We start from the raw sequence: 21,366 nt of genomic DNA, 5'->3' as shown, positions 1-21,366 counted from the left end.
GCCGAGCGACGGACGGCCGACCGTCTTCTGACCAAGTGTCAGCCCGTCAAGAGTTCAGATAGGTGAGTACCGCGAGAACACGTCGGTGATCCCCGTCACTCTGGGAGAGCCCGAGCTTCAGGAAGATGTTGCTCACGTGCTTCTCGACGGCGCCGTCGCTGACCACGAGCTGGCGCGCGATGGCCGAATTGGTCCGCCCCTCGGCCATCAGCCCCAGGACCTCCCGCTCCCGGGGCGTCAGCCCCGCCAGGACGTCCTGCTTACGGCTGCGTCCGAGCAGCTGCGCGACCACTTCCGGGTCCAGTGCGGTGCCCCCCTGGGCCACCCGCACCACCGCGTCCACGAATTCGCGGACCTCGGCCACCCGGTCCTTCAGCAGATAGCCGACGCCATGGCTCGAACCGGCCAGCAGTTCGGTGGCGTAGCGCTCCTCCACGTACTGCGACAGCACCAGCACGCCGAGCCCCGGATGCGCCTTGCGCAGCTGCACCGCCGCCCGCACGCCCTCGTCGGTGTGCGTCGGCGGCATGCGCACGTCCGCGACCACGACGTCCGGCAGCTCGCCCTGACCGTCCAGCTCGGTGATGGTCTTGATCAGCGCCTCCCCGTCACCGACACCGGCGACGACGTCGTGCCCGCGGTCGGTCAGCAGCCGGGTCAGCCCCTCCCTGAGCAGCACTGAATCCTCGGCAATGACCACCCGCACCCTGTCCTCCACGATGTCCGGTCCCCCCAGCCCGATTCCTTATGCCAGTGGTCCAGCATTCCAGCATTCGGATCGGACTGCGCCGGGGGAACGGGAATCAGCGGGAAAGTGTGCAGCGCAGGGCACCTTGCGGCCCGCGCGGGCGTCTGCCGGGGGACGGCCCCCGGCCTCACGCGAGCGACCGCTCCCCGCGCCAGGGCAGCTCCGCGGTGACCCGGGTCGGCCCGCCGGCCGGCGAATCCACCACCAGGATTCCGTCGACGGCGTCCAGACGCTCCGCGAGCCCGGCGAGCCCCGAACCGCCGGAGGCGTTCGCGCCGCCCACCCCGTTGTCCATGACCTGCACCATCAGCCGGTTCTCCACCCGCCACACGTCCACGGCCGCCCAGGTGGCCCGCGCGTGCTTGCTGATGTTCTGCAGCAGCTCGGAGACGGTGAAGTAGGCGATCCCCTCGATCGCCGGCGCCGGCCGCTCGGCAAGGTCCACCTCCACCTGCACCGGCACGGTGCAGCGCGAGGCGACCGCGGACAGTGCGGCGTCGAGACCGCGGTCGGTCAGGACGGCCGGGTGGATGCCCCGCGCCAGGTCCCGCAGCTCCTGAAGCGCCGTCTTCACCTCGCCGTGCGCCTCGTCGACCATCCGCGCCGCCGCCTGCGGATCCTCGGTCAGCTTCTCCTTCGCCAGACCAAGATCCATGGCGAGCGCCACCAGCCGGGCCTGCGCCCCGTCGTGCAGGTCCCGCTCGATCCGCCGCAGGTCCGCGGCCGCCGTGTCCACCACGACACCGCGGTCCGACTCCAGCTCCACCACCCGCGCCGACAGCCGCGACGGCCCGAGCAGCCCGTGCACCATCAGCCGGTCCACCGTCGTCAGCGCCCGCACGATCCACGGCGTGGCCAGCGTGAAGATCAGTCCCACCAGCGCGGTCACGGTGATCTCGAAGGGGTTGTCGAGATAGATGCTGTGGGTCGAGTCGCCGTAGAGCTGGAGCCCGTCCTGGCCGCCGTACATGGGGAAGAGCCAGAACCACAGCGGATACGTCAGCAGGGCCCAGCCGTACACCCAGAAGTTCACCGCGACGACGAACGAGAACACCGACCAGGGGAACTGGAGCAGCGCGTACAGCAGCGTCCGCCAGGACGTGCCGCTCTTCAGCACGGCGCCCATCCAGGCCATCACTCCGGACTTCTTCATCCGCAGCGGATCGGGGTCGGCCACCTCGAGGCCCAGCAGCGCGCGCGCCCGGGTCCGCTCCAGCGCCGCGATGCCCCGGCAGCCGGCCAGCCCCGCCGCCAGCACCGGGACGCCGAGGAACGTCACCAGCAGACCGGCCCCGAGCGAGACCATCGTGACGGCGTAGACGAAGAGCGCGATGCCGATCGGCAGGCTCAGCAGCACATACGCGAACTCGCGCCAGCTGCGCGCCTCGAACGGCGCCCGCAGCCCGGCGGGCAGCCGCCGCCGCTCGCCCTGCCCGAACCCGTCGTCGTATCCGTGCCCGTAGCCCTGTCCGTACTGCGCGGCCATCGGCGTCGTCCGTTCTACTCGTCCTGCCCGTCCCTGCGGCTGTCCCGCCGTACCTCCACGTTCCTCCGCCGCAGGTCCGCGAGCCATGGAGTGCGTCGGCCTCTTGGAAGGGGGGTTTTCCCTACCTCACCGCTCGCCGGGGCGCCCGTCGCCGGGTGCCCGGTCGCGCCACGGCAGCTCCGCCGTGACGACGGTCGGCCCGCCCTGCGGCGAGTCGATGACGAACAGCCCGTCGACGGCGCCCAGCCGGTCGGCGAGCCCCTGCATCCCCGTACCGGCGTCCAGGCGCGCACCCCCGTTGCCGTCGTCCTCCACCTGGATCAGCAGCCGTTGCTTCGACTGCCACACCTCGACCGACGCGGTCTTCGCCCCGCTGTGCTTGCTGACGTTCTGCAGCAGCTCGGAGACGGTGAAGTAGGCGATGCCCTCGATGGCGGCGGCGGGCCGTGCGGCGAGGTCGACCGTCACCTTCACGGGGACGGTGCAGCGCGAGGCGACCGCGGACAGGGCGGCGTCGAGGCCGCGGTCGGTCAGTACGGCCGGATGAATGCCCCGGGCCAGATCCCGCAGCTCCTGGAGCGCGAGCTTCACCTCGCCGTGCGCCTCCGCGACCATCTCCGCCGCCGAGTCGGGGTCCTCCAGGAGCTTCTCCTTGGCCAGGCCGAGCCCCATCGCCAGATTGACCAGGCGGGCCTGCGCCCCGTCGTGCAGATCGCGCTCGATCCGCCGCAGATCGGCGTTGGCCGTGTCGACCACGACTCCCCGGTCCGACTCCAGCTCCGCGATCCGCCGCTCCAGCTCGTCGGAGGGCGACAGCAGCCCGCGCACCATCGCCCGGTCGGCGTTGGTCAGTCCCCGCGCGACGAACGGCAGCACCGGCCACAGCACGAACAGCGAGGTCAGCGTGACGGTGAACGTGACGACGCCCCAGGGCAGCCGGATGAAGTCGTACAGCACCGTCCGCCAGCCCACCGGGTCCTTCAGCCTCATCCACAGCCAGGGGAGGAGGCCGGTGCCGCGCCCGGGCAGCGGACTCGGCTCGTCCACCCGCACCCCGAGCAGCTTCCTGGCCCGCGCCCGCTCCATCCTGCCCAGCAGCCGCGCGCCCGCCAGCCCGAGGGCCAGCAGCGGGAGTCCGATCACCGTCACCGTCAGCCCGAAGCCCGTGAACAGCACCGTCACGACGTAGACGAACCCGAGCAGCGCCACGGGGAGGTTCGCCAGGAGGTGCGCGATCTCCTTCCAGGTCTGCCGGTCGTAGGCGAAACGGGGAGGCGGCAGACGGTCGCCGTCAGCTTCCAGGGCCCCCATCGGGCGCGAGAGTCGTTCGGTCATATGGGCTAGCGTGCCGCGCGCCGCCCGCCCGCGCCATGAGGTCGGCAGGCGTCGTCCCCTGGGGAAAACCCCACCCCGGCATCCCGCCCGGTATCTCAAGCGCATCTCAAGGCGTGACGGGCTGCTTACCGTCCCTTTATCAGGGCCTAGACTCCCGTGCGTACAGATCGTCGGACAGCAGTGTTCATCAGGGCCGCAGGTCACAGGGCGTGCCCAGTCAGGAAGCGAGGGGACGGACGTGCGGGAACCGACCGTCGTCGCGGCGGACTACTTCCAGTCGTACTCCGTCGTCGGACTGCTCGCCGTCGTCGGCGTGCTCTTCGTCGCGGTCGCCTTCGGGGCCGGCCGCCTGCTGCGGCCCGTGGTGCCCACCCCCGAGAAGCTTCTGACGTACGAGTGCGGAGTCGACCCCGTCGGCGAGGGCTGGGCCCACACCCAGGTCCGCTACTACGTCTACGCCTTCCTGTACGTCATCTTCGCCGTCGACTCGATCTTCCTGTTCCCCTGGGCGACGGTCTTCGCCGCCCCCGGCTACGGTGCGACGACGCTCGTCGAGATGTTCGTCTTCCTCGGCTTCCTGACCGTGGGCCTGCTGTACGCATACAAGAAGGGCGTTCTGGCATGGACGTGACGACGCCAGACACCGACGGGCAGCCGGCGGAGCCCGTTCTGCTGCCGGAGCCGAAGAGGCTGGGCGCGCTGGCCCGCCTCGCGCCGGAGCCGATGAAGGTGGTCCTGAACTGGGGCCGCCGCTACTCCCTCTGGGTCTTCAACTTCGGCCTCGCCTGCTGCGCGATCGAGTTCATCGCCGCCTCGATGGCCCGCCACGACTTCATCCGGCTCGGCGTCATCCCCTTCGCGCCGGGCCCGCGCCAGGCCGACCTGATGGTCGTCTCCGGCACGGTCACGGACAAGATGGCGCCCGCGGTCAAGCGCCTGTACGAGCAGATGCCCGAACCGAAGTACGTCATCTCCTTCGGCGCGTGCAGCAACTGCGGCGGCCCGTACTGGGACTCCTACTCCGTCACCAAGGGCGTCGACCAGATCATCCCGGTCGACGTCTACGTCCCCGGCTGCCCGCCCCGCCCCGAGGCCCTGCTCCAGGGGATTCTGAAGCTCCAGGAGAAGATCGCCCGGGAGTCGCTGGACGAGCGGTACGGCACCTCCCGCCCATCGGCCGCGGCCCTGCAGAGCGGCCTGGTCAAGCCGCCGGCCGCCGGGTCCCCGTCAGGGGAGGGCCGATGAGCACGGTCGGCTGGCTGCCCGCCCCCGCCGAGGAACTCTTCGGTACGCAGGCCACGGCCGAGGAGTCGTACGAGGTCCTGACGGTCGACGTCCCGCCGGCGTCCTGGCTCGCCGCGCTGGAGGTGGCGCGCGATCGGCTGGCCTGCACCTACTTCGACTGGCTGAGCGCGGTCGACGAACCCGGCACGGGGTTCCGCGTCGCGGCCCACGTGGTGTCCCTGTCGCCGGTACGCCGGCTGCTGGTGCGCACCACGGTCCCGCACGAGGCGCCGGTGCTGCCCTCCGCCGTCGGCGTCTACGCGGGCGCCGCCTGGCACGAGCGCGAGACCCACGAGATGTTCGGCGTCGTCTTCGAGGGCCACCCCGGCCTGGACCACCTCCTGCTGCCGGAGACCTTCGAAGGCCACCCCCTGCGCAAGGACTTCGTCCTGGCCGCCCGCGTCGCCAAGGCGTGGCCGGGCGCGAAGGAACCGGGCGAGTCCGACCACGGCGGCCCCAAGCGCCGCCAGATGCTCCCGCCGGGCGTCCCCGACCCCAACGAATGGGGCCCCCAGAAGGGCCAGCTCCCTCCTGCCCCGGCCCGCCCGGCCCGAGGCGCCGGCCGAGCCCCGGGCGAACGCCCTGTGCGGCGTTCTCGTTCGGCGGGGGAGGGCTCGGCGAGCCAGGCGCCGGCTCCCGCGGCGGGCGAGGGTGCGAGCGCGGGCGCGGGTGCGAGCGCGGGTGCGACTGCGCCGAGGCGCGCGCGTACGGCCGCGGAGGGGTCCGCGAGTCAGACGGCGGTGCCCGGCGAGGGCGCGAACGCACCTCGGCGTTCTCGTTCGGCAGCGGAGGGCTCTGCGAGCCGGCGAACGGATTCGGCGTCCGGAGGTGACGCCGCGGCCGGGCCCCGGCGCGCGCGTACGGCCGGGGAAGGCTCGGCGAGCCAGAGGCCGGCCGGGGGGTCCGGTGAGGCACAGGCCGCGCCCGGTCCGGACTCGTCCTCGCGGACGGCCGGGACCGCGTCACCGGAAGCTCCGAACACCCGCCCCGCCCCGCGCACTTCGGACGCCCCGTGGCACCACGCCCGCCCGGCGTTCGACGAACCGGGGTCGGGGTCGGAGGCGAAGCCTGGCGCGGAACGGGAGCGGGAGCGGGAGCGGGAGCCGGTGCCGGTGCCGGAGGCGGAGTCGAAGTCGGTGCCGGAGCGGGAGCCGGAGCCGAAGCAGGAGCCGAAGTCGGTGCCGGCGCCGGAGGCGAGCGCGGCCGGCGCCGGGGTGGACGCCCCCGAAGCGGCCCCCGGCCCCGGTGAGCCCCCTTCGGAGCCGACCTCGTCCGAGGAGGACCCGGCCGACAAGCCCCCCGCCGGCAAGAACCCCGCCGACAAGCCCTCGGCCGGCAAGAACCCCGCGAACTCCGAAGACCCGCCCACGAACCCCGAGGACACCGCAGGAGGCGCGCCGTGACCGACGCCCTGGACGTCACCCTGCGACTCCTGATCGTGTTCGTCGTCTTCCTCACCTTCCCCCTGATCGTCGGGCAGACCGAGCACAAGGTCATGGCCCACATGCAGGGCCGCCTCGGACCGATGTACGCCGGCGGCTTCCACGGCTGGGCCCAACTCGTCGCCGACGGCGTGAAGTTCGCGCAGAAGGAGGACATCGTTCCGGCGGGCGCGGACCGCCGCGTCTTCCAGCTCGCCCCCGCCGTCGCCCTCCTGCCGTACCTGATCGTCCTCCTCGCCATCCCCATCGGCCCGGGAGAGGGCGCGGTCGGCCAGGTCCTCGACGCCGGCATCTTCTTCGTCCTCGCGGTGATGGGCGTCGGCGTCCTCGGCTCCCTCATGGCCGGCTGGGCCTCCGCCAACAAGTTCTCCCTCCTCGGCGGCCTGCGCACCGCCGCCCAGCTCCTCGCCTACGAACTCCCGATGCTCCTCGCCGCCGCCTCCGTGGCCATGGCGGCCGGCACCGTCTCCCTCCCCGGCATCCTCGATGCCTTCGAGTGGTGGTGGCTGCCCTGGCAGGTCGTCGGCGCGGTCGTCTTCTTCGTCGCCGGACTCGCCGAACTCCAGCGCCCGCCCTTCGACATGCCCGTCGCCGACTCGGAGATCATCTTCGGCGCGTACACCGAGTACACCGGCCTGCGCTTCGCCCTGTTCCTCCTCGCCGAGTACGCCGGAATCATCGTCCTGTGCGGCCTGACCACCGTCCTCTTCCTCGGCGGCTGGCACGGCCCCTGGGGCGCCGACGGCCTCGGCTGGGTCTGGACCCTGCTGAAGACGGCCGTCCTCGCCTTCCTCGTGATCTGGCTCCGCGTCACCTACCCCCGCCTGCGCGAGGACCAGCTCCAGAAGCTCTCCTGGACCCTCCTCGTCCCCCTCTCCCTCGCCCAGATCGCCCTCACCGGCATCGTCAAGGTGGTGATCTCCTGATGGCTGAGCCACTGCCCTCCACGCGGTCCCGCATCCCCGGCTCCGGCCTGGCCAAGGGCCTCGCCGTCACGCTGCGCACGATGATGCGCAAGTCCGTCACCGAGCAGTACCCGGACGTCCAGCCCGACCTGCCGCCCCGTACCCGCGGCGTCATCGGCCTGTTCGAGGAGAACTGCACGGTCTGCATGCTGTGCGCCCGCGAGTGCCCCGACTGGTGCATCTACATCGACTCCCACAAGGAGACGGTCCCGGCGGCGACACCGGGCGGCCGCGAACGCAGCCGCAACGTCCTCGACCGCTTCGCCATCGACTTCGCCCTGTGCATGTACTGCGGTATCTGCATCGAGGTCTGTCCTTTCGACGCCCTGTTCTGGTCCCCGGAGTTCGAGTACGCCGAGACCGACATCCACGAGCTCACCCACGAACGCGACAAGCTCCGCGAGTGGATGTGGACGGTCCCGGCCCCGCCGGCCCTCGACCCCGGCGCGGAGGAACCGAAGGAGATCGCCGCCGCCCGCAAGTCCGCCGAGAAGCTGGCGGCCGCCCAGGCGGAACCGCAGGAAGGAGAGTCGTGAGCCCCGCCGTAGCCGCAGCCGCCACCGCGGCCCGCGCCACGACCATGGCCGCCGACGCCCACGGCTTCCTCTCCCCGACCGGCGTCGAGATCGCCTTCCTCCTCGTCGGCCTGGTCACCTTCGGCGCGGCCCTGGTCACCGTCACCACCCGGCAACTGGTCCACGCCGCCCTGTGGCTGGTGGTCACCCTCGGCGGCCTCGCCGTCGAATACCTCCTGCTCACCGCCGAGTTCATCGCCTGGGTGCAGGTCCTCATCTACGTCGGCTCCGTCGTCGTCCTCCTCCTGTTCGGTCTGATGCTCACCAGGGCCCCGATCGGCCGCTCCCCGGACGCCGACTCCGGCAACCGCTGGGCCGCCCTCACCGTGGCCGTCGCCGCGGCCGCCGCCCTGGTGTGGGTCGTCGTCGACGCCTTCCGTACGACCTGGATCGACCTGGACGGCCCGGCCGCCGGCTCCACCGCCGTCACCGGAGCGAGCCTCTTCCAGAACTGGGTCCTCCCCTTCGAGGCACTCTCCGTCCTCCTCCTCGCCGCCCTGGTCGGCGCGATCGTGCTGTCCCGCAAGGCCAAGGCGGACGCGGCGTCCGGTGCCGCGGGCACCCCGGCCGTGCCGGGCAGCCGGAGCGAGAAGGAAGGCGTCCGCTGATGCACCTCGCCTATCCCGCCGTACTCTCCGCCCTCCTGTTCTGCACCGGCCTGTACGGCGTCCTCGCCCGCCGCAACGCGATCCTGGTCCTGATGTCCGTCGAGCTGATGCTCAACGCCGTCAACCTCAACCTCGTCGCCTTCGACGTCTGGCTCAGCAGGACCGCCCGGGACACGCTGCACTCCGGCCAGGCCCTGACCCTGTTCACGATCGCCATCGCCGCCGCCGAGATCGGCATCGGCCTGGCGATCGTCCTCGCCGTCTACCGCAACCGCGGCACCTCCGACATCGACAAGCTCCGCGACAGCGCCGAGGGCCACGAGAGCGACGGTCCCGACGGCGGCGCCCCGGCGGCGGATCAGACCGGGAAGGCTGAGGCCACCGCGTGACCACGACCACCCTCGCCGTCCTCGTCCCCCTCCTGCCGTTCCTGGGCGCCGCGGCCGGCCTGCTCCTGGGCCGCACCGCCCCCGGCTTCGTCCGCCCGCTCGCCGTCCTGCCGACCCTCGCCGCCTTCGTGCTGGCCGTGCTGGTCGCCGTGCGCCAGGGCGGCGGCCAGACGATCGACGCGCACACCGAACTCACGCCCACGGGCTCGGTCCCGATCGAACTCGCCCTGCACATCGACGGCTTCGCCGCCCTCGTCGCCGTCCTGGTCGGCCTCGTCGCCACCTGCGTCCAGATCTACTCGACGGGCTACCTGCGCGACGACCCGCGCTACCCCTCGTACGCCGCTCTCGTCTCCCTCTTCACCTCCGCGATGCTGCTCGTCGTCTACTCCGGCGACCTGATCGTGCTGCTGGTCGGCTGGGAGATCATGGGCATCTGCTCGTACTTCCTGGTCGGCCACTACTGGGAGACCCCGGAGGCCCGCGCCGCCTCCATCAAGGCCTTCCTGGTGACCAAGCTCGGTGACGTCCCCTTCCTGATCGGTCTGTTCGCCCTCGCCACCGACGCCGGCTCCTTCCGCATCACGACGGTCCTCAGCACCGTCGCGCACGGCGGACTCGGCCACCCGACGCTCGTCGCCCTGCTGCTCCTGGCCGGCGTGGCGGGCAAGTCGGCGCAGTTCCCGCTGCACACCTGGCTCCCCGACGCGATGGCGGGCCCGACGCCCGTCTCCGCGCTGATCCACGCCGCGACGATGGTCGCCGCCGGTGTCTACTTCGTCGCCCGTCTCCTCCCGGTCTTCGAGGCCTCCGCGGCCGCGATGGTGGTCATGGCCGTCATGGCCGCAGTCACGATGCTCGGCTCGGGTCTCGCCGCACTCGCCCAGGACGACATCAAGCGCGTCCTCGCCTACTCGACGATCGGCCAGCTCGGCTACATGACCGGTGCCCTCTCGGTCGGCGACCGCGGCGCCGCCGTCTTCCACCTCCTGTCCCACGGTGCCTTCAAGGCGCTGCTGTTCCTCGCGGCCGGCGTGATCATCCATGCCGCCGGCACCAACTCGCTGGCCGCCATGTCCCGCATGAGCAACCTGCGCGACCGCGTCCCCGACGCGTTCTGGACGATGACCGTGGCGCTCCTGGCGCTCGCCGCGATCCCGCCCTTCAGCGGCTTCTTCTCCAAGGAGTCCGTCCTCGGCGCCGCGGAGCACGTCGTCACCGGCCACACCGAGCACGTCCCCGCCGCCACGGGCTGGATCACCCTCGTCGCCGGCCTGGTCACGGCCGCGCTCACCGCCGCCTACGCGACGCGCCTGTGGCTGCTCGCCTTCCGCGGACGGGGCGCCGAGGCCCCCGACCACGGCCGCGAGCCGCTCACCATGACCGTGGTGCTGTGGGTGCTCGCCGTCCCCTCCCTCGCCTTCGGCGGGCTCGCCTACCGCTCGATGCCCGACTGGTTCGACGGCCGCGACCTCGCCCCGACCCTCACCACCTCCGTGCTCGGCACGGGTGTGGCCCTGATCGGCGGCATCGTCACCTACGCCGCCTGGCGGCACAGCACGGCACTCGCGGCCCGCGTCCCGCTGGGTGCGGTCGCGGCCCATCCGGAGGGCGACGCCGGACTCGTCGAGGCCGAAGCCATCGCCACCCACGCACCCGCGTACGGCGACGTCGCCTCCGCGCCCGACCCGGCCGATCCCGGACGGCTGCTGCTCGGCCCGCTGCACCGGCACGCGGCCGTCGGCTTCCACCTGGACGCCGTGTACGCGGCCCTCTTCGTCCGCCCGGTCCAGGCCGGAGCGAGTCTCGTCCGGTTCCTGGACCGCGAGGTCGTCGAGACCTACGTACGCGGTGCGGGCGCCCTACCCCGGCTGCTGGGTGCCGCCGTACGGCGCGCCCAGACCGGCAATGTGCAGACCTATGTGAGCGCGCTGCTCGCCGGCACCGTCGTCCTCGCGGTCGCCGTCGTCCTCGTCGCCACGGGAGCGTGAGCAGGCGTGATGGATATCAGCGAGTCCGTGATGCAGGTCCTTCTGGCGTTGATCGTCGTCGTGCCGCTCCTCAGCGCGCTCGCCGCGCTCCTGCCGGCCCCGCCCGGGCTGAAGGGGAAGTCGCCCGAGCAGGCCGTGCTGCGGCACGGCGTCATCGTGACCGGTCTGGTCCTCATTGCCGCGATCGTCCTCGCGCTCGGCTTCGACCACGACCATCCGTCGAAGATGCAGGCCACGACCGACATCAGCTGGATCCCCGCACTCGACGTGCGGATCCACCTCGGCATCGACGGCATCTCCCTCCCCCTTCTGGTCCTGACCGCGCTGCTGACCTTCCTCTGCGCGCTCTACTCGTACTTCAAGATGCCCGCGGGCCCGACCCCGAAGGCGTTCGTCGCACTGCTGCTCGTCCTCGAGTCCGGCACCCTCGCGACCTTCGCCGTCCTCGATCTGCTGCTGTTCTTCCTCGCGTTCGAGACGGTGCTCATCCCGATGTACTTCCTCATCGCCCGCTGGGGCGGCGAGGGCAGGACCCAGGCCGCCTGGCGGTTCATCCTCTACACGCTGCTCGGTTCGGTCGTCATGCTGCTCGGCCTGCTCCTGATCGGGATCAAGGCCGGCACATTCGACATGGTGGCACTCGCCACTGACAACGGCCGGTCGCTCACCTCGTCCGTGCAGGTCATCGCCGTTCTGGCGATCGGCATCGGGCTCGCGGTCAAGACGCCGATGTGGCCGCTGCACAGCTGGCTGCCCGACGCCCACACCTCCGCGCCGACCGTCGGCTCGGTCCTGCTGGCGGGTGTCCTGCTGAAGATGGGTACGTACGGTTTCGTCCGGATTCTCCTGCCGATCGCGCCGGACGGCTTCCGCACCTTCGCGCCCTACCTCGCCGCCTTCGCCGTCGTCGGGATCATCTACGGATCGCTGGCCTGCCTGGCCCTCGCCAAGCAGGGAGCGAAGGGCGACCTCAAGCGGCTCATCGCGTACAGCTCCGTCGGCCACATGGGTTTCGTCCTGCTCGGCATCGCGACCATGACCCCGACCGGCGTGAACGGCGCCCTGTTCGCCAACATCGCCCACGGCCTCATCACCGGCCTCCTCTTCTTCCTGGTCGGCGCGCTGAAGGACCGCACGGGCACGACCGACCTCGACACCCTCGCGGACAAGACGGGCGCCGCCCTCTACGGCAAGGCCCCCCGCCTCGGCGGGCTGATCGCCTTCGGTGCGGTCGCCTCGCTCGGGCTGCCGGGCCTGGCCGGTTTCTGGGGCGAGATGCTGGCGATGTTCGGCGCGTTCAAGCCGGCCGCCGACCTCAGCCGCCCCGCCTTCCTGACCTTCATGTCGATCGCGGCCTTCGGCACACTCCTGACGGCCGCGTACATGCTTGTCGTGGTCCGCCGCGTCTGCATGGGTGCCGTACCGCAGGAAGCGCCGCAGCTCGCCGACGTCCAGACGTACGAGTTCGCGGCCTGGACCCCGCTCGTCGCCCTCACCGTCGTCGCCGGGCTGTGGCCCAAGGCCCTCCTCGGCCTGACCGACCCGGCCGTCCAGCAGCTCCTCGCAGGAGGCACCCGATGAGCTCCCTGGCCCAGCCGCTGGCCGCGAACCTCGTCCAGTCCGTCGACTGGCTCGCCGTCGCGCCGCCGACCATCGCCGCCGTGGTGGCGCTCCTGGTGCTCGTCGCCGACCTGTTCGTGCCCGAGTCGCGCAAGCCCCTCCTCGGCTGGGTCTCCGTGGCGGGCCTGGCCGCCGCCGGGCTGATGCTCCTGCCGCTGCTGGACGGCGACCGCAGCACCTTCTGCGTGCACGGCACGCACGCGTGCAGCTACACGGCCGACCGGTTCACCCTGGTGATCCAGCTCCTGGTCCTCGGCGGCGCCCTCCTCGCCGCCCTGCTGTCGGTGACCGCCCTGAAGGACGCCGACAAGCAACTCCCCGAGGGGGAGTACTGGTTCCTGCTGCTGTCCTCCGCGGCGGGCGCCGCCCTCCTGCCCGCCTCACGCGACCTCGCGACCCTGATCGTCGCCCTGGAGGTCGCCTCCCTGCCCGCCTTCGCGCTCGTCGGGCTCCGGTACGGCGACAGGAAGTCCTCCGAAGCGGCCCTGAAGTTCTTCCTGTCGTCGGTCACCGCGACCGCCGTCAGCCTCATGGGCATCAGCTTCGTGTACGCCTCCACGGGCACCCTCTACCTCACCCAGGTCGCCGGCCGCATCCAGCACGTCGACGGGCAACTCCACACGCTCGCGCAGACCGGCGTGGTCCTCACCCTGATCGGCTTCGCCTTCAAGACGGCCGCCGTGCCCTTCCACTTCTGGGTCCCGGACACCTACGTGGGGGCGCCCCTGCCGATCGCCGCCTTCCTCTCGGTCGTCGGCAAGGCGGTCGGCTTCTCGGGCCTGATCCTCGTCACCGTCGTCGCGTTCCCGTCGTACGCCGACGTCTGGGGGCCCGCGCTCGCGGCCCTGGCGGCGCTCACCATGACCGTCGGCAACGTCGGCGCCCTGCGCCAGCAGGCCACGCGCGCGTACAGCGCGGTACGGCTGCTGGCCTGGTCGTCGGTGGGCCAGGCCGGCTACCTCCTCGTACCGATCGCCGCGGCCGCCTACTCCGACGACGCCGAGCACTCCATCGGCTCCACGGTCGCCTACGCCCTCATGTACGCGGCGGTGAACCTCGGAGCCTTCGCCGTCGCCGCACTGGTGGGCCGGAGCAGGATCACGAACCGCATCACGGACTACCGCGGCCTCTACGCGACGAACCCGCTCGCCGCCCTGCTGATGGCGTTCTTCCTGCTCTGCCTGGCCGGACTGCCCCCGGGCATCATCGGCCTCTTCGCCAAGGTCACCGTGTTCTCGGCGGCGGTCGACGCGGGACTCGGCTGGCTGGCCGTGATCATGGCCGTCAACGTCGTGATCGCCCTCTTCTACTACCTCCAGTGGACGGCACTTCTGTTCCGCGCCCCCGAAGGTGAACCCGTCAAGCACCGGCTCCCGGCGCCCCTCACCGCGGCCATCACCCTCACCGGCGTCCTCGCCGTGGCCCTTTCCGGAGCACCCCAGCTGATCCTGCGCTTCGCCGACACGACCCTCTTCTGAAGCCTCGCGTCGAGGCTCTCGGCCGCCCGCGCCCGCCGTCACCCGGCCGGCCGACCGGCGGCGCCGTGCGCACAAGGGAACTAGTGGCCCTCGCCTGGCGTTGACCTGTGCGGGAGGGTCCACTGGACGTGCAACCACGGCACCGGTGGTACCCGAGACAGCAAGCAAGCTCCGTAAGCAAAGGGTTCCCCTGCTGCACCATTTGGAGGGCGTACCGTGCACCGCCGGCACAACGGGCTAAGGACCGCAGTACTCCTCGGGGGACTGTCCGCCCTCATCATCGTCATCGGCAGTTTCTTCGGCCGTATGGGGCTCGTCGTCGCGGTTGTGATCGCACTGGGCACGAACGCGTACGCGTACTGGAACAGCGACAAGCTGGCGCTGCGCGCGATGCGTGCCCGTCCGGTCAGCGAGTTCGAGGCCCCCGCTCTCTATCGGATGGTCCGCGAGCTCTCCACCCAGGCCCGTCAGCCCATGCCCCGGCTTTACATCTCACCGACGGTGGCACCCAACGCCTTCGCGACGGGCCGCAACGCGCGCAACGCCGCCGTGTGCTGCACGGAAGGCATCCTGCACATCCTGGACGAGCGTGAACTGCGCGGCGTCATCGGTCACGAGCTGAGTCACGTCTACAACCGCGACATCCTCATCTCGTCGGTCGCCGGCGCCCTGGCCTCCGTGATCATGTTCCTGGTCAACTTCGCCTGGCTGATCCCCGTCGGACGCTCGGACGACGACGACGGACCAGGCATTCTCGGCCTGCTGATGATCATGATCCTGGGCCCGCTCGCGGCCAGCCTCATCCAGCTGGCCATCAGCCGCTCCAGGGAGTACGAGGCCGACGCGTCCGGCGCCCAGCTGACCGGTGACCCGCTCGCGCTCGCCAGTGCGCTGCGCAAGCTCGAAGCGGGCACCAAGCAGCTGCCGTTGCCGCCCGAGCCGCGCATCGAGACCGCCAGCCATATGATGATCGCGAATCCCTTCCGCCCAGGGCAGGGACTCTCCAAGATGTTCTCGACACACCCGCCGATGGCAGAGCGCATCGCCCGGCTCGAGAAGATGGCAGGTCGCCAGCAGTGAAAACCATCCTGAACGTCATTTGGCTCGTCCTGAGCGGCTTCTGGCTGTTCCTCGGATACCTGGCCGCGGGCCTCCTGCTCTGCATCACGATCATCGGGATCCCGTTCGGCATCGCCGCGTTCCGTATCGGCGTCTACGCCCTGTGGCCCTTCGGATACACGACGGTCGAGCGCCGCGACGCCGGTGCGCCCTCCTGCGTCGGCAACGTCCTGTGGCTGGTCCTCGCGGGCTGGTGGCTGGCACTCACGCACATCGTCACCGGCATCGCCCTGTGCATCACGATCATCGGGATCCCGTTCGGCATCGCCAACTTCAAGCTGATCCCGGTCTCGCTGCTGCCGCTCGGCCGCGAGATCGTGCGGACGGACGAGCCGTTCGCGGCTCGCTGACCCACCGACTTCTCCACAGCCGCTGACCCACCGACTTCTCCACAGTCCGTCGGTTGTCCACAGGCCGGCCCGATTGTCAGTGGCGCCTTGCATCATGAACCCATGAGCGAGAACGAGCAGTTGCTTGCACGGGTGGCGGACAAGGCACGCGACACCCGTCCATGGGGCTGGCCCTCACTGCCCGAGCCGGCCGACGCGTCGACCCTGGCCCGGGCCGAGGCCACCCTGGGCTTCGCCCTGCCTCCTCTGCTCGCTGACCTCTATCTGCGCATAGGCGACGGCGGATTCGGCCCGGAGTACGGCCTGCTGCCCCTGCTCGACAGCCCGCCCGCCGGCGAGCCAGCCGCCGTCGCGCAGTACCTCGCCAACCTTGAGAGCGGCCGCAAGGACCCCGACTGGCCCTGGCCGGAGGGTGTCCTGCCGATATCCCACTGGGGCTGCGCGATGTATGCGTGCGTGGACTGCCGCGCCCCCGAAGCACCCGTCCTGCTCTTCGAGCCGAACGCCGACGAGTCCGACCACGCCTGGTTCGTCGACGCCCCCAGCCTCACGGCCTGGCTGAGTGCCTGGGTGGACGGCACAGGCTGGTACGAGGAGACGAACGAGGAGATGGAGATGGTCCCTTGGGGTGATTTCCGCATACGCACGGAGGCGCGGCGAGCGTCCTAGCCGCTGTGGCCCCGTCGTAGCGGCTCCTACGACGCCGCAACGGCCGCCGTCCGCGGCGGCCGACCTCGTCTCCCGGCTGCCCGCCCGCCGCCACCGGACGGACGCTGTCCGGGCCAGCGCCCTCCCGCCCACGACACCCCTACGGCGCGCACCCGCCGGGCGCACCCGACGCGCGCACCTGCTGGATACGGGGCGGCAGACCGTACCGAGGCGACGGCGTTGCCGGGTCGGTGTCATGGCCCCGCACACCGCTGATCACTGCAACCGGAGGGCGCCGTCGTGACGTCCTGTTCATCGAAAGGGCAGGCACGAGGCGCGAAGCACAGCGGATCTTGACCGAATGCACACTGTCCGGAAAGTGCATGCACAGCGCGGAAGGGCAGGTTGAGGGCATGACCATCATCAGCTGGATCATCCTGGGGCTGTTGGCAGGGGCCATCGCCAAGTTCCTGCTGCCGGGCCGGGACCCGGGCGGCTTCATCGGCACGACCCTCATAGGCATCGCGGGCGCGTTCATCGGCGGCTGGATCTCGTCGCGCTGGCTGGACCACCCGATCACCAAGAGCTTCTACGACGGAGCGACCTGGGCCGCGGCGATCGGCGGTTCGCTGGTCCTGCTGATCGCCTACCGCATCCTGTTCGGCAACTCGCGCAACTGAGCACGCCCCCGACTGCGGCCAGCAGCAGGAAGGGTGGGCGCCGACGGGCGCCCACCCTTCGCCGCTCACCTTTCGCCGCCCACTCACCCACCCGCCCGCCGGCCTCCGCCGCGCGCGGGATGTGATCGCAGGCCACCTCGATTCGTGCACATTTCCCAACGGAACGGTGGGGCATGTGCTTTTTGACGGATGCGGGAGTCACACGAGTCCCCGTGTGGAAGCATTTCGTCAACGGGGAGGTGGGTTCGCGGGCCCGGTACCTGTACAGGGCGGAGCCGCGGGCACAGGTATGCAGTCAGAAGACTCCGCACGGCACGACCCGTCAGTCATGGCACCGAGCAGGTCCGCACTGTCATCGCTGCTGTTCACCGACGGTGTGCTCGACCCCGGGGCGTGCGGGGACCGGCGGACCCATGACGTCCTGAGAGCCGCGTCCGAGCGGGCGGCCGAGCGGCTGAGGCCCGGCGACGTGCTGTTCGCCGTGCTGGCCGGCCGGGACCCGGCGGTGCTGCCCGCGCTGGAGGCGGCGCTCGCCGAGGGTGCCGCACCGCAGCACCTCATGGCGGCCATCGACGTCTACGACCCGCCCGGCACCGCCTACGGCTTCGACGGTTCGCCGGGCCGTATCGCCCCGGAACTGATGGCGGCGTTCGCCGACTTCGACGCCGAGTACGCCGGCCACGCCGACAAGACGACCTCCGCGCCCACAGCATCCGCGCCCACGACATCCGCGCCCGCGGCCATGCCCTCGCCCGGCCTCCACGAGGTCACCCTCGAACTGCTCCTGGCCTGTGTGCTCGACCATCCGGACGAGCAGGACCGGCAGTTCCTGGGCGAGGTGCTGGATCTGCCGCGGGCGGCCGGGGCGTTACGGCAGCGGGCGCGGGTCCAACTGGAGCCGCTGCCCGAGCTGTTCGACGAGAACTCGGGACGGCTGCGGTCGGAGGAGTTCACGGCGGACGTCTGGTCCGTCCTGGAGCGGGCCGCCGAGCGGGCCGCCGAACTGGGCTACGACCGGCTGCTGCCACCGCACTGCCTGATCGCCCTGCTCGGTGAGACCGAGGGCCTCGCGGAGCGGCTGCTCAGGCTCCAACTGCCCCCGCAGATCGGCCTGGTGAAGGCCACGGAGATCATCACCGCGGCCTTCCGGCTCTCCGAGCGGGGCCGCCCGGCAGCACCGCGTCTGCACCGCGACGAATGCGGCGACGCCTTCCACACCCTGCTGCGCGCGTCCCGCCGCACGGCCGCGCTCTGGGACGCCGACCGGATCGACACCCCGCATCTGCTGGCCGCGCTCCTCGACGACCCCTCGCCCCGGCTGACCGGGGTCCTGCGCGCGGACCCGCTGCGCCTCGATCCGGACCGGTTACGGGCCCACGTACGGGAGGTGCTTCAGGAGTCGCGCAGTACCACCCCGCGGGAGACGGCGTACACGCTGCCCGCGTTCCTGCCGCCCTCCGAGGACCTCACCTGGCTCGCCCGCACCGGCGGCATCACACCGGCCTGCCACCTCGACCACTACTTCGATCCGCTGTGCCGGGCGCTGCACCGGACCGAGAACAACCATGTGCTGATCACCGGCCTGCCGGGCGTGGGCACCACGACGCTGCTGCGCGAGCTGGCGCGGCGGGCCGCGACGGGTGAGATCCCGTTCCTGCGGCGCAAACGGTTCCTGCGGGTGGACTGCCGGGACGTCGCGGCCGAGAAGAGCGGCGACCAGCTCGCCGCGCTGGTCGCACACGTCTCCGGCCGTACCGATCTGGTCGTCTGCCTGGACGGGCTCGGAGGTCTGCTGCGGGGCCCGCACGGAACCGACCATCTGCTCCAGCTGCGCCGTGCGCTCAAGGAACGCCGCATGCATCTGGTCGGTGCGCTGTCCGTGCACGACTACGACGACCTGATCGCCGCCGACCACGCCCTGCAGGAGCTGACCACCCGGATCGAGATGACGGAGCCGGACCGGGAGACGGCGTGCGACATGGCGCGCCTGGCGGCGGACGGGCTGACGGAGGAGTTCGGCATCCCGGCGGAGGACCACGCGGTGGGCAGGGCGGTGCTGCTGGCGGGCGAGTTCATCCCGCACCAGAGGCTGCCGCTGTCCGCGGTCCGGGTGCTCGGCCGGGCCTTCGAGGACCTGCACTACGCCCGGACCCAGCAGGGGGACGAGCGCGGGGCGGTGACCCAGGCGGAGGTCGTCGACGCGGTCGCGGAGCTGTCCCGGGTGCCACGCGGCCAGGTCGCCGGAACGGGCGAGGACGGCATCGACTACGAGGCGGCGCTCACCGCTCAAGTGGTCGGTCAGGAAAGGGCGGTGCGGACCGTCGCCGGCGAGCTGCGGCGCATCAAGGCGGGCCTGGCGGACACCTCGGGACCGGCGTCCGTGCTGCTGTTCGCCGGACTGACCGGGGTCGGCAAGACCGAGCTGGCCAAGGCGGTCGCGGACCTCTACTCGGCGTCCAAGCGGCTGCAGACGTACACCATGGGGAACTTCACCGAGCCGCACAGCGTGGCCAGCATCCTCGGCTCGCCGCCCGGCTACGCGGGCTTCGACCGCGGCGGCCGGCTCATCGGGGAGCTCAACGCCGATCCGTACTGCGTGGTCCTGCTCGACGAGGCGGAGAAGGCGCACCCCGAGGTGCTGCGCCCCTTCCTCAACCTCTTCGACGAGGGCTGGATCACGGACCAGCGCGGAGAGAAGGCGCACGGCGACCGGGCGATCTTCATCCTCACCACGAACGCCGGGCAGGAGGTCATCTCCCGGATGGGCCCGGGCAGCGCCGACGAGGACATCGCCAAGGCCGTGCGCGAGCGCCTCGGCGAGGTGAGGCACCGGCAGGGGGACCCGGTCTTCACGCCGGAGTTCCTGGCCCGTATCCGCGAGATCGTCGTCTTCCGACAGCTCGACCTGGCGGCCATGCACGGCATCGGACGCAAGATCCTCACCCAGTGGCAGGAACGCTGGCGCGAGCGGCGGGAGAAGGAGCTGGTCGTCTCGGCGGAGCTGCTGGACCGGGCGGCGGAGCTGGGCCACCGTCTCGACCGCGAGGCCCGGGGCCGGGAGGGCGGGCGGGTGATGCGGCGCATCCTCAAGGACTGGGTGGACAACCCGGCTCTCGCGGCGGCCGAGGCGAATCCGGAGGAGTACCGCGCGTGCGGCCGGGTCGTGGTCGGTCTCGCCCGGACCGGCCCGGCGGACGCCGCCCTCGGTGCGGGTACCCCGGGCACTGAGGTCCGATTCCTTCCCCCGGAACCGCGAGCGGACGCCGAAGTGTCGTATGCGGAGGGGGAGTTGACCGATCCCGGACCGGAGAGGAGTGCGTGAGGCGTGATCCCGACCGATGAGTCCGGCATGCGGGGCCTGACCGGCAGGACGGTCGACGGCCGCTACGTACTGCGCGACTGGCTCGGCGGGGGCGGCTTCGGCGCGGTCTACCGCAGCGAGCAGTACATCCTCGGCAGCCCGGTGCGCCAGGTGGCGTGCAAGCTGTCCCGGCGCACGGGCATCACCGAGGCCACGGCGGCCGACCTGTTCGCCGACGTGCTGCTGCTCGCCGAGGCGATGGGCACGATGGCCGACACCGAGGCCCGCCACCATCTGGTGCACGTCTACGACGGCGGACTGGCCCGGGATCTGGGCGGCAGGGCCTTCCTGGTCATGGAGTACGTGCAGGGGAGCACCCTCGCCGCCGAGTTCGCCAGGCTCCAGCGGGTGCCCGCGCGGCTCATGGTCAAGTGGGCCCGGCAGATCTGCCTGGCGCTGCGCGGGCTGCACGGCCTCGTCCCGCCCCTGCTGCACCGCGACCTCAAACCGGACAACGTCCTGCTGGGCACGGACCGTTCGGTCCGGCTGATCGACTTCGGGCTCGCCGCCCGCATGCTGGACGGCGGCATGGTCCCGGGCACGGCCGGGACCATCCAGTACATGGCACCGGAGACGGCCGCCGGGGCGAGCGTGCCCGCCTCCGACCTCTACTCGCTGGGCCTGCTGATGTACGAGGGCCTCACCGGCCGGCACGCCTACGACCACCTCGTCCCGCCGCTGTCACTGCCGCAGCGGGCGCACGGGGAGTGGCTCCAGGAGCAGAAGCTCAAGGCTCCGCCGGTCCCGCCGTCCGCGCTCAACAACTCGGTTCCGCCGGAGCTGGACGCGTTGGTCCTGCGCTGTCTGGAGGTACGGCCCGGCCGCCGCTTCCGGGGTGCGGCCGAGGTGATGGCCGCCCTGGACGCGCTGCCGGAGGCCAGGCCGGCCGCCGGGCCGGTCGCCGGGGCGGCCTCCGCGCGGCCGACGGCGCCGCCGGGGACCCGCGAACTCGCCGAGGCGCGGCGGGCGCTGACGGCGGGCAGGGCGGCCGAGGCCGTGTCCCTGCTGCTGCCGCTGACCGAGGACGGCCGCACGGGGCGCGACCTCTTACCGTCCGTGCTGGCCGAGCTGGCGCAGGCACTGGAACAGCAGGGGACCTACGACGCCGCCGCGGCGCACTGGGCGAAGGCCCACGACCTCGTCCGGGCCGGCGCCCGGATGTCGGACGGGACGGTCCGCGCCGACCTGGCCCGGCGCGCGGAGCGGGCGTTCCGGCAGGCGGGCAACCGCTTCCAGGCCGACCACTTCGCCCGGCTGTCCGGCGGCGAGCCGGGCCGGGGGTGACGG

19 protein-coding genes are annotated in these 21,366 nt (G+C 71.7%); 16 read left to right on the top strand and 3 right to left on the bottom strand.

All coding sequences use genetic code 11. From position 1 onward, the window contains the following. Nucleotides 1-46: 46 nt before the first annotated feature. From ACIBN2_RS34460 to ACIBN2_RS34450, 3 genes are all read right to left on the bottom strand, one after another. The gene (locus ACIBN2_RS34460; protein WP_277751740.1) at nt 47-706 is read right to left on the bottom strand and encodes a response regulator transcription factor; all 660 of its coding nucleotides are present in this window, start codon (nt 704-706) and stop codon (nt 47-49) included. A gap of 169 nt (nt 707-875) precedes the next feature. Continuing rightward, nucleotides 876-2,234: a sensor histidine kinase gene (locus ACIBN2_RS34455; protein WP_399140379.1), complete on the bottom strand. Its 1,359-nt coding sequence runs from the start codon at nt 2,232-2,234 to the stop codon at nt 876-878. A 126-nt stretch (nt 2,235-2,360) separates the two neighbouring features. Then, complete coding sequence (locus ACIBN2_RS34450) at nt 2,361-3,569, bottom strand: sensor histidine kinase (protein ID WP_399140377.1); 1,209 nt, start codon at nt 3,567-3,569, stop codon at nt 2,361-2,363. Nucleotides 3,570-3,807: 238 nt separating this feature from the next. Here ACIBN2_RS34450 and ACIBN2_RS34445 point away from each other — a divergent pair, with 238 nt between their 5' ends. From ACIBN2_RS34445 to ACIBN2_RS34370, 16 genes are all read left to right on the top strand, one after another. After that, a complete protein-coding gene (locus ACIBN2_RS34445; protein WP_399140376.1) occupies nt 3,808-4,200 on the top strand; it encodes an NADH-quinone oxidoreductase subunit A in 393 nt (130 codons plus the stop codon). Continuing rightward, a complete protein-coding gene (locus ACIBN2_RS34440) occupies nt 4,191-4,814 on the top strand; it encodes an NADH-quinone oxidoreductase subunit B (RefSeq protein WP_399140374.1) in 624 nt (207 codons plus the stop codon). The genes ACIBN2_RS34445 and ACIBN2_RS34440 overlap by 10 nt, the downstream gene beginning before the upstream one ends. Further along, nucleotides 4,811-6,256 (top strand): NADH-quinone oxidoreductase subunit C, encoded by a 1,446-nt coding sequence (locus ACIBN2_RS34435; protein ID WP_399140372.1) that lies wholly within the window; start codon nt 4,811-4,813, stop codon nt 6,254-6,256. Before ACIBN2_RS34440 ends, ACIBN2_RS34435 begins: the two co-directional genes overlap by 4 nt. Then, a complete protein-coding gene (locus tag ACIBN2_RS34430; RefSeq protein WP_399140370.1) occupies nt 6,253-7,221 on the top strand; it encodes an NADH-quinone oxidoreductase subunit H in 969 nt (322 codons plus the stop codon). Before ACIBN2_RS34435 ends, ACIBN2_RS34430 begins: the two co-directional genes overlap by 4 nt. Further along, nucleotides 7,221-7,796 (top strand): NuoI/complex I 23 kDa subunit family protein, encoded by a 576-nt coding sequence (locus ACIBN2_RS34425; protein ID WP_399140368.1) that lies wholly within the window; start codon nt 7,221-7,223, stop codon nt 7,794-7,796. The genes ACIBN2_RS34430 and ACIBN2_RS34425 overlap by 1 nt, the downstream gene beginning before the upstream one ends. A 44-nt stretch (nt 7,797-7,840) precedes the next feature. After that, entirely contained in the window at nt 7,841-8,443 is a 603-nt protein-coding gene (locus ACIBN2_RS34420) for an NADH-quinone oxidoreductase subunit J (protein WP_399140656.1), read from the top strand. Continuing rightward, nucleotides 8,443-8,832, top strand: a complete 390-nt coding sequence (gene nuoK / locus ACIBN2_RS34415) for an NADH-quinone oxidoreductase subunit NuoK (RefSeq protein WP_399140367.1) — start codon at nt 8,443-8,445, stop codon at nt 8,830-8,832. The genes ACIBN2_RS34420 and nuoK overlap by 1 nt, the downstream gene beginning before the upstream one ends. Beyond that, on the top strand, nt 8,829-10,823 hold the full coding sequence (locus ACIBN2_RS34410; RefSeq protein ID WP_399140365.1) for an NADH-quinone oxidoreductase subunit L: 1,995 nt from the start codon (nt 8,829-8,831) through the stop codon (nt 10,821-10,823). The genes nuoK and ACIBN2_RS34410 overlap by 4 nt, the downstream gene beginning before the upstream one ends. A 6-nt stretch (nt 10,824-10,829) precedes the next feature. Beyond that, complete coding sequence (locus ACIBN2_RS34405; protein ID WP_399140363.1) at nt 10,830-12,404, top strand: NADH-quinone oxidoreductase subunit M; 1,575 nt, start codon at nt 10,830-10,832, stop codon at nt 12,402-12,404. Continuing rightward, a complete protein-coding gene (locus ACIBN2_RS34400; protein ID WP_399140362.1) occupies nt 12,401-13,921 on the top strand; it encodes an NADH-quinone oxidoreductase subunit N in 1,521 nt (506 codons plus the stop codon). Before ACIBN2_RS34405 ends, ACIBN2_RS34400 begins: the two co-directional genes overlap by 4 nt. Nucleotides 13,922-14,137: 216 nt before the next feature. After that, nucleotides 14,138-15,001 carry a zinc metalloprotease HtpX gene (gene htpX / locus ACIBN2_RS34395; protein WP_399140360.1) on the top strand — a complete coding sequence of 288 codons (864 nt, stop codon included), beginning with the start codon at nt 14,138-14,140 and terminating at the stop codon, nt 14,999-15,001. Beyond that, nucleotides 14,998-15,390, top strand: a complete 393-nt coding sequence (locus ACIBN2_RS34390; RefSeq protein WP_399140358.1) for a YccF domain-containing protein — start codon at nt 14,998-15,000, stop codon at nt 15,388-15,390. The genes htpX and ACIBN2_RS34390 overlap by 4 nt, the downstream gene beginning before the upstream one ends. Before the next feature lie 102 nt (nt 15,391-15,492). After that, nucleotides 15,493-16,059 (top strand): SMI1/KNR4 family protein, encoded by a 567-nt coding sequence (locus tag ACIBN2_RS34385; RefSeq protein ID WP_399140356.1) that lies wholly within the window; start codon nt 15,493-15,495, stop codon nt 16,057-16,059. A 392-nt stretch (nt 16,060-16,451) separates the two neighbouring features. Next, nucleotides 16,452-16,718 (top strand): GlsB/YeaQ/YmgE family stress response membrane protein, encoded by a 267-nt coding sequence (locus tag ACIBN2_RS34380; RefSeq protein ID WP_399140354.1) that lies wholly within the window; start codon nt 16,452-16,454, stop codon nt 16,716-16,718. Nucleotides 16,719-17,046: 328 nt separating this feature from the next. Then, nucleotides 17,047-20,040 (top strand): AAA family ATPase, encoded by a 2,994-nt coding sequence (locus ACIBN2_RS34375; RefSeq protein ID WP_399140353.1) that lies wholly within the window; start codon nt 17,047-17,049, stop codon nt 20,038-20,040. A 3-nt stretch (nt 20,041-20,043) separates the two neighbouring features. Then, nucleotides 20,044-21,363 (top strand): serine/threonine-protein kinase, encoded by a 1,320-nt coding sequence (locus tag ACIBN2_RS34370; RefSeq protein ID WP_399140352.1) that lies wholly within the window; start codon nt 20,044-20,046, stop codon nt 21,361-21,363. Nucleotides 21,364-21,366 lie beyond the last annotated feature (3 nt).

This window comes from Streptomyces sp. NPDC050534, from assembly GCF_044457745.1.
Taxonomy (GTDB): Bacteria; Actinomycetota; Actinomycetes; order Streptomycetales; family Streptomycetaceae; genus Streptomyces.
Note: the sequence above shows the minus strand (reverse complement) of the source record. Positions and strands in the feature narration are given on the sequence as shown.